Origin of the sequence: uncultured Campylobacter sp. (assembly GCF_938030685.1) — a bacterium.
Taxonomy (GTDB): domain Bacteria; phylum Campylobacterota; class Campylobacteria; order Campylobacterales; family Campylobacteraceae; genus Campylobacter_B.
Genome location: NZ_CALHHX010000069.1, coordinates 1 through 12,205, shown reverse-complemented (window position 1 = coordinate 12,205; position 12,205 = coordinate 1). Strand labels below are relative to the sequence as shown.

Annotated in this window: 15 protein-coding genes; 10 read left to right on the top strand and 5 right to left on the bottom strand. The window is 44.5% G+C overall.

Annotation, left to right across the window (positions count from 1 at the left end; all coding sequences use genetic code 11):
- Positions 1 to 386 precede the first annotated feature (386 nt).
- The 3 genes from Q0369_RS03215 to Q0369_RS03205 form a co-directional block, all read right to left on the bottom strand.
- Positions 387 to 2,888, bottom strand: coding sequence for a TonB-dependent siderophore receptor (locus tag Q0369_RS03215; RefSeq protein ID WP_298095884.1), 2,502 nt, complete (start codon positions 2,886 to 2,888; stop codon positions 387 to 389).
- A 298-nt stretch (positions 2,889 to 3,186) separates the two neighbouring features.
- Positions 3,187 to 4,032, bottom strand: a complete 846-nt coding sequence (locus tag Q0369_RS03210; RefSeq protein WP_298095881.1) for a universal stress protein — start codon at positions 4,030 to 4,032, stop codon at positions 3,187 to 3,189.
- Between the two features lie 234 nt (positions 4,033 to 4,266).
- Positions 4,267 to 4,422, bottom strand: coding sequence for a hypothetical protein (locus tag Q0369_RS03205; protein WP_297901051.1), 156 nt, complete (start codon positions 4,420 to 4,422; stop codon positions 4,267 to 4,269).
- 316 nt (positions 4,423 to 4,738) lie between these two features.
- On the opposite strand from Q0369_RS03205, the gene Q0369_RS03200 reads away from it, so the two are divergent.
- From Q0369_RS03200 to Q0369_RS03170, 7 genes are all read left to right on the top strand, one after another.
- Positions 4,739 to 4,930: a hypothetical protein gene (locus tag Q0369_RS03200; RefSeq protein ID WP_298095877.1), complete on the top strand. Its 192-nt coding sequence runs from the start codon at positions 4,739 to 4,741 to the stop codon at positions 4,928 to 4,930.
- A gap of 1 nt (position 4,931) precedes the next feature.
- The gene (locus tag Q0369_RS03195) at positions 4,932 to 5,090 is read left to right on the top strand and encodes a hypothetical protein (protein ID WP_298095873.1); all 159 of its coding nucleotides are present in this window, start codon (positions 4,932 to 4,934) and stop codon (positions 5,088 to 5,090) included.
- A 38-nt stretch (positions 5,091 to 5,128) separates the two neighbouring features.
- Complete coding sequence (locus Q0369_RS03190) at positions 5,129 to 5,311, top strand: hypothetical protein (protein WP_298095870.1); 183 nt, start codon at positions 5,129 to 5,131, stop codon at positions 5,309 to 5,311.
- Positions 5,312 to 5,324: 13 nt separating this feature from the next.
- Entirely contained in the window at positions 5,325 to 5,852 is a 528-nt protein-coding gene (locus Q0369_RS03185) for a hypothetical protein (RefSeq protein ID WP_298095867.1), read from the top strand.
- A 46-nt stretch (positions 5,853 to 5,898) separates the two neighbouring features.
- Positions 5,899 to 6,252 carry a hypothetical protein gene (locus Q0369_RS03180; RefSeq protein ID WP_298095864.1) on the top strand — a complete coding sequence of 118 codons (354 nt, stop codon included), beginning with the start codon at positions 5,899 to 5,901 and terminating at the stop codon, positions 6,250 to 6,252.
- A gap of 178 nt (positions 6,253 to 6,430) precedes the next feature.
- A complete protein-coding gene (locus Q0369_RS03175; RefSeq protein ID WP_298095861.1) occupies positions 6,431 to 6,913 on the top strand; it encodes a hypothetical protein in 483 nt (160 codons plus the stop codon).
- A 35-nt stretch (positions 6,914 to 6,948) separates the two neighbouring features.
- Complete coding sequence (locus tag Q0369_RS03170) at positions 6,949 to 7,314, top strand: hypothetical protein (protein ID WP_298095858.1); 366 nt, start codon at positions 6,949 to 6,951, stop codon at positions 7,312 to 7,314.
- A 363-nt stretch (positions 7,315 to 7,677) separates the two neighbouring features.
- On the opposite strand, the gene Q0369_RS03165 is transcribed toward Q0369_RS03170, so the two are convergent.
- Positions 7,678 to 9,018 carry an FAD-dependent oxidoreductase gene (locus Q0369_RS03165; RefSeq protein ID WP_298095855.1) on the bottom strand — a complete coding sequence of 447 codons (1,341 nt, stop codon included), beginning with the start codon at positions 9,016 to 9,018 and terminating at the stop codon, positions 7,678 to 7,680.
- Between the two features lie 334 nt (positions 9,019 to 9,352).
- Positions 9,353 to 9,976, bottom strand: a complete 624-nt coding sequence (locus Q0369_RS03160; protein WP_298095850.1) for a TetR/AcrR family transcriptional regulator — start codon at positions 9,974 to 9,976, stop codon at positions 9,353 to 9,355.
- Between the two features lie 278 nt (positions 9,977 to 10,254).
- On the opposite strand from Q0369_RS03160, the gene Q0369_RS03155 reads away from it, so the two are divergent.
- The 3 genes from Q0369_RS03155 to Q0369_RS03145 form a co-directional block, all read left to right on the top strand.
- On the top strand, positions 10,255 to 10,893 hold the full coding sequence (locus Q0369_RS03155) for a helix-turn-helix domain-containing protein (RefSeq protein ID WP_295150452.1): 639 nt from the start codon (positions 10,255 to 10,257) through the stop codon (positions 10,891 to 10,893).
- Positions 10,890 to 11,477, top strand: coding sequence for a UPF0323 family lipoprotein (locus Q0369_RS03150; protein WP_297996142.1), 588 nt, complete (start codon positions 10,890 to 10,892; stop codon positions 11,475 to 11,477). Before Q0369_RS03155 ends, Q0369_RS03150 begins: the two co-directional genes overlap by 4 nt.
- Before the next feature lie 367 nt (positions 11,478 to 11,844).
- A partial coding sequence (locus tag Q0369_RS03145; RefSeq protein ID WP_298095847.1) for a glutathionylspermidine synthase family protein occupies positions 11,845 to 12,205 on the top strand: 361 nt, incomplete at its 3' end.

The window sequence follows — 12,205 nt, the reverse complement described above, 5'->3', positions numbered from 1 at the left end:
TCGCCGCGCCCTTGCCGAACCAGTGCGGACGTAGAATTTCAAAAAATTGCTTTAGTGTTTTCAAATTTTCTCTTTAAATTTTAAAATTTAGCGCCGGTTGCAGCGAGATCGCGGGATTAAATCGCGAGATTAAATTTATCGCCCTCGCCCGCATCGCCTGCAATCGCCCGCGCCAATCAATCGTTAATCAACCAAATCGCGAGCTAAATTTTAATCCCGCGGCTTCGTTTAAATTTACCCGCCTCGCTACGTGCTACTTGCGACAAAGCCTAGTCTCGCGCCTCTGCGCCCGCCTCATCCGCGCTCTTATAAAGCGCGGAATTTATCCAAGGCCGCGTTAGAGTTCGGTCAGTCCGAGTTCGCATAAGCGCAAATTTCATCCGCGCCTAATATGTATAATTAAGCGTTAGCATAAAATTCCGCGGCTCGCCGTAGTAATTATTCATCCCCGCGACGCGATTTTGCGTATTTTGAAAATACTTCTTATCCGTAATGTTTTTAACCGCAAAATTTACGCTAAAGTGCTTGTCAAAATGATAGCCGACATTTGCGTCCCACAGCGTGTAAGCCTTTTGCGGCGCGGCGTAATACGCAACGTTTTCGCGATATATCGAAGCGGTTTTGCTCTGATAGCGCATGCCGGCGCCCAAAGTAACCTTACGATTTTCGCCGAGCGGAATTTCATAGTTCGTATAGAGCTTAAACAGATGCTTCGGAATGTAGCGTTTGGCGTTTGCGCCCTTGCTATAATCGACCGCTGCGGAGGTTCTTTCCGTCTTTAAATAGACGCTGCGGTTGAAAGTATATCCTGCGAATAATTTCCAATTCTCAGTGAGCGAGCCTTGCACCTCGGCATCCACGCCGCGGCTTCGCACTTTGCCCTCGGCGATGGAGTAGTTCGTATTAAGAGGATCGCTCATCGCCCTATTTTTCTGAATGATCTGAAATAGCGCGACATTCGTATTAAGTGCGCCGTCAAAAAATTCTCCCTTCACGCCGGTTTCTAAATTATAGCCGACGACGGGATCTAAAATTTTACCGTCTTTATCGCGCGCGGCTTGCGGCTTAAAAATTTCGGCATAGCTTGCGTACCACGAAAAATTATCCGCAAAATCCCAGACCACTCCCGCATACGGCGTGAAATCCGATTTGCTCGGGCTTGCGCTATGCGAAGCCGTACCGCGCAAAATATTATAATAATACCTGCTATAGGTTACCTTCGAAAAGCGTCCGCCGAGCAAAAAGTGAAAATCGCCTGTTAAGTTTAATCTAGTCCCGAGCGAGATCGCGCGCTGCTTTATGGTAGTGGAGCTTCTGTCTTTAAATGTAGCAGCACTGCTCCAATCGGGCTGAGCGATCCTTGAGCGGTCCCAATTATAAATATTCATCCCCAGCGACGCCAGAGACGAATCCCTCGTTCTAGTCTCGCGCCAATTAAGCTTTTCGTTGCTAAGCGAGCCGTTTAAGAAAAAGTCGTGCTTCTGCCCGAATGCTTCGAATTTGCCGTCTAGCCCCGTTTGAAACCCGATCTCTTTGGAGTCGTTATCGTAAATTCTATATCGCACCGTATGCGACGTAGTGCCGTTGTAAGGATCTGCCCCGCCGAGCGCTCCGAATTTTAACATGCTGTCGCTATCGGTATAATTGAGCCTCGCATAGGCTTTTAGATCATCGCTAAATTCGTGCGAGAGCTCGCTGTAGACGTTAAATTTTTTATATTCGCTCTTATCCCAGTTTGAGCCGAAGTAACTTCTGCGCGGTAAATTTAGTAAATTTCCATGATTATCTAAAACGGGCACGCCGTAAATATCATATACCCCGACGGTTTTTTGCCACAAAAATCCCGCGCTAAGAAGCGTCTTATCGGCCACGTCAAATTCCGTCGAAACGCCGACGCCTTTGCGATAGCCGTTGCGCGGATAGTCCTTAAACGAGCCCGTTTTACTTAAAATTCCGATCAACCGCGCGCGTGCCGTACCGCTTTGATTTACCGTATCCGTTACGTCGATCATACCGCGATAATTATCCCAGCTACCGCCGCTTAGACTTGCGTTAAAGCCAAACTGATCGCTCGGGCGCTTTCGGATTAAATTTATCGTGCCGCCGGGCTCGCCGTTGCTTTGCGTAAGGCCCGCTACGCCGCGCAGAACCTCGACGCGATCGTAGAATTCCAAATCGGTAAATTCCTTCGATGAGCCCAGCGGCCCGAACACGGAGCTAGAAACCGAGCTTGCGATGCCGTCTTCTTGGATATTATCGACATAAAAGCCACGCGAGACGATGCGATTGCCGCCCGCGTCGTTATTTAGCGAAATGCCGGTGGCGTATTTTGAAAGAGCCTCTTCGGCGTTGTGCAAGCTCAGATCTTTTAAAAGCTGATTGGAGATGACGCTTATGGATTGCGGCGTTTCTCTTATGCTTAAATTTAGCCCCGTCGCAGTGCTCATATTGCCCGTCGTATAAGAGCCCGTGCCCTCGGTAGTGGACAGATCGGCCTTGCCCGTGACGTTTATGGTGCCGAGATTATCGCCGTCTGAACCCTGCAGCGTAGAATTTGCCGCGCTATTGCTTTGCGACGTGGAATTTTGTGCAATGCCTTTAGTAGCGGAGCTTACGACGGCGTTGCCCTGCGGCGCGGAATTTACAGTGGTAGGGCTTCCAGGCTTTTGCGCAGAGCTTTGCGGAGCTGCACTATTAGAAGCTAAATTTAAAGCAAGTGGCGTGGAGCTCCGTGATACGGCGGCTGCACGCGAGCTTTGCGACGACGAAATTTTAGAGGTAGAGCTTGCGGCGGACGAGTTTTGAGAAGTGCCGCTATTTTGCGCCGCAGTAAGCCAAAACGGTGAGCAAAGTAGCGCAAAAGAAAGTAAAATTTTACCCTTTTTCATAAAAATCCTTTTTAGATTTTATAATCTATATCAATTTACTAGCGGGATTATCTTACAATTCCTCTTAAATAATAATAAAATTTTTAATAAACTAAATCATAAAATTTTATATGCAATTACTAATTTAACGGAATTTAATAAGATATATTGACGAATTTTCAAGCAAAATTTCTATGAATTTTAAAAAGTATATGAATTTGAAAAACGAAGGATTGAAAAATTTAAAATTCTAAAATTCCGCCGCCTTAAAATAACGTAAGCGACGGAATTTAGCGTTTATCGGTGTTTGGTCTTGCGATTACGATAACACTAGCACCGGTACAAGCGCATTGTGCAAGATATCCTCGGAGACGCTGCCTAAAAAGAGCTTTTTGAAAAATCCCTTCGTAAAGGCGCCGGTAGCGATCAGATCGAGGTTATTAGCGCGGCGATATTTGATGATCTCATCGGCGGGCACTTCCGCTTGGATGCATTTGAAAGTGGCGTTTTGAGTGCCTAAAATTTCGCGCGCCAGATCCAGAATCCGCTCGCCCTCTGCGGCACCCGCATTGATGTGCAAGACATGCTTATGTGCACTCGCAAGAAGCTTCGAGCTTTTTATAAACTCAAGCGTGCGTTTCGCCGCGTCAGTGCCGTCAAACGCGATGAGCACGGAGTTAATCGGTGAAAATTCCTTATTCACGAGCAGTGACGGCACGTGAAGCTCCTTTATCAGCACGCTTGCGTTAAAGCCTACGTCCTCGTTATTTGAGCCCTTGATACCGAGTACAAAAATTTCAGCTTCGTCCTTGTACTCGGCGATAACGTCGATGAAATCGCCATCTTTAATGATCTTACTCGCCTTCACACCCGCAGCAGTCGCGGCGCAGATATATTCATCCAGCATCGCTTCAGCTTCTTCGTGGTCTTTCTCCGCATCCACGCCGCCTAGTGTGGGACTTCCGTAGCTATTTGCAAGGATATCATTCTCTCCTAGGACGATCCCGCCTGCGGCTAGCCCATAAAAATTCTCGCCAAGCTCCGGGATTTCAACCACGTGAATAAACACGAGCTCGGCACCCAAGGTTTTAGCGACGTAAATTCCGTAATCTCTAACCGCCGGGGCAAGCGCATTTTGATCGACGCAAGTGATGACCTTTTTCATTTTTCGTCCTTTTAAAGATAAAATTTTGACCGAAATAAGCTTATCAAATTTTGTATAAAAGTTATTTAAATTCGGCGAACTTGAATTCGGCGCGGGCGATTTTGAAATTTATCAAGCCGCTAAAAGCACGGTTTAAAGCGCCGTTATTGCGGTTAGCAGCCCAAAGATGATCCCCGGGAAATTCGCTGCGGCGAGCAGATAGTCCTTTTTAGGCTTTAGCAGCCCGTAGCTAAGCTATATCGTGCAGTTTACCGCAGCTGCTAGCGGCTGGAGAAACGGGACTTTGTTGCCGTCTAAATTTGCCATTATATTCGGCACATAGGATACGTACATGATGACCGACAGGCATGTGCCCGCCCAACCTAAAATTTGTAAATTTCTTTCACTCATCGGCTTTCCTTGTTTTTAAGATACGTTTCAAATTTACGAATGAAACGGGGCGGGATTTTCATATATTAAAAATAAGAAACAAATTAAAAAATGGCTAGAAATAAAATTTGACTTTAAATTTATCGCAGCGACTCCTCGCCTGCTCGCGTCTGCGTAAATTTTAAAGCGGCGTTTAAGGCGCGTATTTTAAAAAATGGCGAAATTTCAAACGCCAGGCGACAGCTGAAATTTAAATTTTAAAGAGATAAAATTTTAAACGACTGAAGCCAAATTTAAGTAAAATTTTACAGGAAAATTACGGTAAAATTTTAAAAATATGAGAAGTAAATTTTATAATTTTTCGGACGTTAAAGATAGGGGCGTTTGCCCTAAGTGCGGAGGCGAACTACAAGATTATGCCGAGATAGAAAAGTGGAATCAAACGGAAAAGAATAAAAAGCTTGAAAGATATTATAAATTTGAAAAAGAGTGGCTAAAGACGATAAAAAAGCAAGGAAGCGAGAAATAAAATGCTAAATTACAAAAATATCGGCTCTATTTGTGAGCTTGACTCTTTGTCCAAAAGCGGCTCGGATATATATTCGCTTATCGGATCGCACTTTATGGATAAGATAGATATCTTTAGCAATATCACAACGGATTTTATGCAGAGAAAGCGTCGCAATTAGATGATATCTTTGATAGCTTTATAGAGCGGCACGATTTATTGGATATAGTTACATTGTCATACGGAATCGATGAAAAAACAGAGCTTGTAAATCTATTTTTATCCAAGATTACTCCAACAACTATGGGCGTATCAATATTAGATGAGAAAAATGCCGCCGAAAACGATCTATTACGTGAAATTCTAAAAGGCGTAAATAATAAAAATAGCGATAAAATTTAAAATGAGGCGAAATATGCAGCAAAATGAAGAATTGTATTATTTAATAGCTGGATTCATATACGATTGGTGCGATATAGAGCTGTTTTGCGATGAATTTTATAAGATGTATGATTTGGAATCGCAATATTGCGCAACCAATAAAGCGGAAGAGCAGGCATTAAAAGAATTGGATATGATGACGGGTAGATTTTCTGAGCTTGATGAAGATTTTAAAAAGGCTCCTAACGTATTTTTTAAAGAAGGCGAGATAAGGCAAAAGGCAGAAGAAATTTTTCGATTATTTTCTAATATCAAAATTTCAAAAGAGGAATTTTTTAGATTTTTGAAAGAGCAGAGAGGGCTAGATTTTCCGATTGGCATTGATTTGGGCGAAGGCTATGTAATGTGCCCGAATTGCTCTAATGCAATGAAAGCAGATAAGCGCCAAAGCGTGATTACATGCGATAATAAATATTGCATCGCTAAGCTTATCAATCCTTTGGCAAAATTAACGCTTGCAAAGATCGAGAGTGCGAAATATAATAACCAAGAAGCCGATTAAAAGGCTCAAGCGGACAAATCTTTGCTAGACCGTAGAAAGGAGCGCGATGCTAAGCGGAAAGGAAATTTACGAGAATTTTTTGTTAAGATTTTCAGACAACGAACGCGATATTATGAAAAATTTGGCGAGAAATATATATGAACTAAACAAAAGAGAGTTTATCATTGAGTTTGATGAAAATAATATATACAAAGTCAGATTTTATGACGACTTTGAAGGATGCTGCGATCCAGGTCTCGAAGAAGGAGAAGATGGATGGGATGAGCTATTTTTTGGATTTGAATTTGTAGTTTTAGAGGTTTTATCGACGCGAGCTACAAAATTTAAAAAAGGCGACTACATCGAAATCAACTACAAAAACTATCCCAAAATATTTGATATGGATAGGAATTTGATTTAGATATGATGATTTAATAGAATTATGGAGAAAATAGATGCTTATTTTAGTAGGGCAGGAATTCCGCGTAAAAAGTATAGCTCAAGATGTCATAAAAGAATGGGATAAATACGATTTAGGCTCGAACGATAGAACATTCAAATTAAATTAGGTAGTAAAAAACAAAAAATAGGATTTTAATATGATAGAAAATGAATTTGAATTTTTAATTGCCTCCGTGCCGGATAGAGAAAAAGTAGTAGCCGAGATTTGGCATATGGACAGAGAGGCTTTAATAGAGATCAACCATGAAACGAATAAGCTTTTAGTCGCTGCTACCGAGACTCGGCATAATATCAATTTTTACGAGCTTATATGGGCGCTATATGCTGGGGGATTATGGCTAAAAGATGGGAATCAAAGACCGAATTTTGCGGAGCAGTTTGAGAAATTTTCAAAAAGAAACGGAAGATGCTCGAAAAATATCTTTAAATTTACAAGATATGAAAATAAAGTGAGTATAGAGCATAAAGGAAATGTAATAGCTCGCGTCATAAAAGAGGGTGGCGCCCTATTGGTTGGTTTGTTAAATTTTGGATTTGTATTAAAAGACTGCGTAGAGCTCGAAAATTTCGTGTGGGCTTTGCAAAATTCTAGGAAACTGCTGGATAGCGCGGTCGGCTGAGTATCGCGGTGAAAACATATATAAAGGATAATAAAATGACCGATTATTTCGTAAGAAAAGAAGGCGCGATAAAATTAAATAAGCTTTTGGGGTTAGATTCGACGGGAAATGAGCAAGATTGGGAGCTAGAATTAGCAGATATCGGCAAAATTACGTCAATGCTAAATTTACTAAAAGACAAGACATTAAATTTCCACGATAAGATTGCTCTGTCGCATTTAATTGTCGCCTCGTTTGAGAAAGAGGATGAGGAGCTAGGCACAGTAGACAAAGATAGGGTTAAAATATTTGCAGACTTTCTGAACGACAACTTGCAAATAAAAAACATCATACGAGAATATTGGATAGTTGCGTATGGGAATTTGAGTAAAAATTTAGCCTATTTGATATTTGGGGATTAATAAAATTTTGAGCCTATCCATAAAGTATAAATTTTTAAAATTCTAAACAATAAAACGCGATAGGTGCTAACAGAATTTTACACACAGCTCTTTCAAAACAATTCCAAGATAACCTAGAAATTATTTTTTACAAGCGGCGGATGAAGCGATACGTACTAAGCTATAGCGACCAAGAAAGACGCTGATGGCAAGGACTCAAATTATTTAACCCAGTCTAAATTTGACCCGCCCCTGCGCATTAAATTTCACGATCGATTTGTTCCGGGCGCTTGGGGTAGGACATTGCCTAGCTAGGGCGCCCAGGCATCGCCAAGCCCGAGTGCCGCTTGTTATCAAAGCTTTAAACGCCAAAAGGTTTAAAATTTAAAACTGTCCGAAAAGATCGTTCAGCGCCTCGCTAATGCTAGGATGCGTAAAAATTTGATTTTTGAAAAAGTCTGCCTTCGCGCCCAGTGCCATAGCGATCGCCAGCTCATTAACGATCTCGTGCGCGTTTACGCAGTGAAGCGCCGCGCCTAAAATTTCGCCGCTAGCCGCATCCACGACCGCCTTCATCATTCCCTCGTCGTGCGCTACGACCTTGGCGCCGGGCACAGCCGCCATCGAAAGCTTCAATACCTTGATCTCGCGCCCACTCTCTCTTGCCTGCCTCTCGCTAAGGCCGATGCGAGCTAGCGGCGTACGGGTAAACAGCACACTTGCATGCGGCGCGCGGTTTTTCGTAGTGCGCGCGCCGTCTCTGAAAAGCGCGTTAAAAATGATCCTAAAATCGTCTAGGCTCGTGTAAGTAAACATCTCGCCGCCGCGCACGTCGCCTGCTGCGTAGATGCCAGCAGTCGAGCTTTGCAGATGCTCATTCGTGATGATATTGCCACGCGCGTCCGTCTGCACCCCCGCAGCTGCTAAATTTAGCTCGCCCGTATTCGCGCGACGCCCAAGGGCGTATAAAAACGCATCCGCCGCGATCAGCCTGCTCTCGCCCGCGAGGTTAAATTTTAGCTCTCTATCATTTAAACTCAAAAACTCGCAGTCCTCGATAATCTCCACGCCCTGGGCCTGCAGAGCGGATTTGACGCTGGCGGCCACGTCCTCATCCTCGTTTTTCATAAATTTTGATCGCATCAGCACGCTGACTTTCGAACCGAATCCCGCAAACATCGAAGCAAACTCAAGCCCGATAAATCCGCCGCCGATGATTACTAGATGCTTCGGGAGGATCTTTAAATTTAAAATTTCTTCGCTGCTATAAGCGATCTGCGAGCTTACCTCAAAGCTAGGCTCGACCTCCCTCGAGCCCGTATTTACGACGATCGTTTCTGCCGAAATTTCACGCGTTTGTCCGTCAGGACTTAGCACGCGCACGGAATCTGCGCTCGTAAATGAGCCTTCGCCGTCGATTACATCGATATTCGGGCTTCCCTTTAGCATTGCTAAATTTTTCGCCCTCAGTGCCTCTACGAGCTCGTCCTTTTTCTGCATGCTCAGCACGAAATACTCTCCGAGCACGCTGAAATTTACGAAGCCTGCTTCCTTGCTCGCCGTAACTAGCCGCTTGGTTGGGATGCAGCCTACGTTGATGCAGGTGCCGCCGTACATCTGCGGTGAGCGCTCGATGAGGGCGACCTTTTTACCGAGCGCGGCGGATTTTGCGGCAAGGGTTTTGCCCGCCTTGCCAAAGCCTATTACGATGATATCATAATCCATTTTTTATCCTTTTGATCTAAAATTTCGCGGGATTATAAGAGGTTTTATTAAATTTAAAATCTGCGTGGCGCAAATTTAAAGGCGCAGGCAAGTGGCGCGAAATTCCACGATGAAATTTTAACTGCAGCACGGAATTTAATGCGGAAAATAAAATTTTGGCTCTAATTGTTTTAAAAATTCTGCGCCGATAGAATTAAAATTTTAAGCGCGGGATACGTGGCATTTTATAGCGCTTGGTAACGGATAGAATCCAAGCTACAAAATCCAAGTCCCAAACCGCTCATAAAATTTAAAGGTGCGAAAAACGCGGAATTTACGCCGTAAAATTCCGCCATTAGCGCTTTTTTACGCCAAGCAAAAACATATCGATGCGGTCCTTGATTAGCTCGCTCGCTTTGAAATTTAGCTTTTCGTCGAAAAATAGCAGCCTGCTAAAATGCGGCTCTCTAAGTAAAAAGCAAAAATATAGTGCTAGGCTTTTTGCCGTACGTCCGGGCGCAAACTCGTCCGAATGCGCCGCCAAATACTCATCTAGCGCATTCGGTGAACCTAGCACACCGCTTTTTAAAAAGATTTTTGGGCTCTCGCTAAGTGCACCGTTAAAGCCGCTGAAAAGTATCAGTCGGTAGAATTTTATCGCCTCCGGAGCGAAAAGAAACTCCAGATAAATCCCTGCAAACTCTCGCAGATACTCACGCAATTTTAGGTCTTTATTGATTCGCATGCGCTCGTTCATTCGTTCGTCGAGCTTTTTACTTTGCAGTTCGATGATGCGCAAAAATAGGCTTTCTTTGTTATCAAAATACTTATAAACCGACGATAGCGAGCCGCCGCTAAGCTCGATGATATCGCTTAAGCTCGTAGCCTCGTAACCTTTGGCTAAAAACAGCTCCAGCGCCGCGTCTAAAATGAGCTTACAGCGAATTTCGGATTTTTTATATTTAGGCGATTCGGGCATTTCGCCTCCTTTGAAATACTAAAATTTTTTGTAAGTGTATAAAAAATATACTTAATTAAGCAACATTATTGGGCTAAAATTTTAAAACCTCAGCAAAAAATAATTTTACGCGGCTTTGCAAGCGAAGCGAAATTTTATATCGTGCGGGCGCAAGCGAGCGAAATTTTATCGCGCGCCGGCTGCGGTAAAGCGGAATCTATCTTTGTAAACGAAGCGTTTAATGCCTATTTTAGGCAAATTTAGCAATAATTACCTAAAACGCTAAAAGGCATCTTTGTATGAAAAAAGTCTCGATCGGCGAAGCAGCCGAAATTTTAGGAATTTCAAAAGAAGCCGTCTATAACCGCATCCGCAGAAATTCCTTGCGCGCCGAGGAAAGCGGCGGCGTGCGCTACGTGCTTTTAGATGATGAAATGCAACAAAGTGAGCCCGCTTCGCAAGGCTCTGCAAAAAGCACGCGTACTGGCGGCGGGGCGGGCACTCAAAGCTTCATCGACTATCTCATCAAAGAAATCTCCGAGCTAAAAGGTAAAATCGAAGCACTGCAAAGCGATAAGGACAGACTTCACAAAGAAAAAGAGGAAATTTTAATCGCCTCGAAAGATGAAATCAAGTTGATGTATAAAGAGCGCGACGAGAAACTCAGGTATTTTTTGTCGTTTTTCGACAAACCGCTGCTTTCGAGCAAAAGCCGCGAAGCCAAACCCTACGATGTCGAAATCAAAGAAAAAACCTTCGATCGTAGCGAATGGACGAGCCTTGCAAAATTCGTAAAATCGCTCAAACGCAAAAAGCGCCTCAAAGCGCAAAGCCTAATCATCGAAAACATCGGCAAGAGCGAGTTTATCCGCGTCGAGGGAAACGAGCTTTTGATAAATCAAAGCTTAGATATAAAATCACTGAAAGGATCTAAATGAAACTACGCAAAATCGCTAGCTATGCGCTGGTAAGCGGCTTCGGGCTCGTTATGGCGGGCTCGTTAGCGGGCTGCGACGATAGGGGGCAGGAGCAAAACGTCCGTCTGCAAGAAGGCGCGCTCGTGCGACTCGAAGAGGTCGCGCCGGGAAAATATAAAATTTTAGAGGAATTTCCGAGCGAAAAAACCCAGATCATCCTAAAATCGCTCGACGGCACGGAGAGAATTTTAAGCGATGAGGAGACTAAAGCCCTTCTAGCCGAAGAAAACGCTAAAATCGACGCCGGCACTTCAAATTTAACGAACCAAAACGCGCAGCTTAGCAGCGGCGGCATGAGCCTGGGCGAAGCGATCTTGGCAAGCGCCGCGGGCGCCATCATCGGCTCGTGGATCGGCGGCAAGCTGTTTAACAACCCCGCCTATCAAAGCCAGCGCCAAACCGCCTACAAAAGCCCGAGCGCCTACTCCAGAAGCGTCGATAGCTTCAATCAAGCAAAACAGCAAAATGCCAAAGCGCGAAGCGGCAAGAGCGGATTTTTCGGCGGAAGCAAGAGCGGCAAAAGCGGCGGATTTTTCGGCGGCTAAGCGCGCTTTGAAATATACGGCGGCTTTGCGAGGCGAGTTAAATTTGGCGCGTAGAATTTTAAAATTTGCGCCAAATTTGGCATTGATTTGACGTGGGTTTTGCAAAAACGCGCGGTAAAGCTCAGCTAAATTTTACCGCTTCTGTCGCGCACGATCCACAGCGTCTGCGTGCCGTTTAATTTAGCCGCGAGCATCTTTTCGTGCGGCTAAAATTTACGCGCAATCGCCGCGCATGATCTACGCTGATTAAATTTTGCCGCGTGCCGTGCGCGCTTTAAATTTACGCGAAGCCGTATGCGTATCAAAACTAACAAAGGCCGCAAAGATCGCGGCGCAAATGAGTTAAAATTTTAAAAAAAGGATAAAAATGCAACTAAAAAAGATAACGCCATTAAGCAACGAATATCTCGAAAAGCTCGGCTTTTACTGGCACACGGACGCAGACGAGACGCCTTACGTCAGCGACGAGATCGTGCGCGTGAGCGCTGCGGAGGCCGATGCGTATTACGAAGCGGCTAACGAGCTATACGAGATGTTTGTCGCAGCCGCACAGCACGTCATCGACAATAACCTTTTCCACGAGCTCGGCATCCCCTTCAACCTCGTAGATCTGATCAAACAAAGCTGGGAAAACGAGGTGCACTGGCACCTATACGGGCGCTTCGATTTCGCGGGCGGGCTGGACGGCAAGCCGATCAAGCTGATAGAATTTAACGCCGACACGCCCA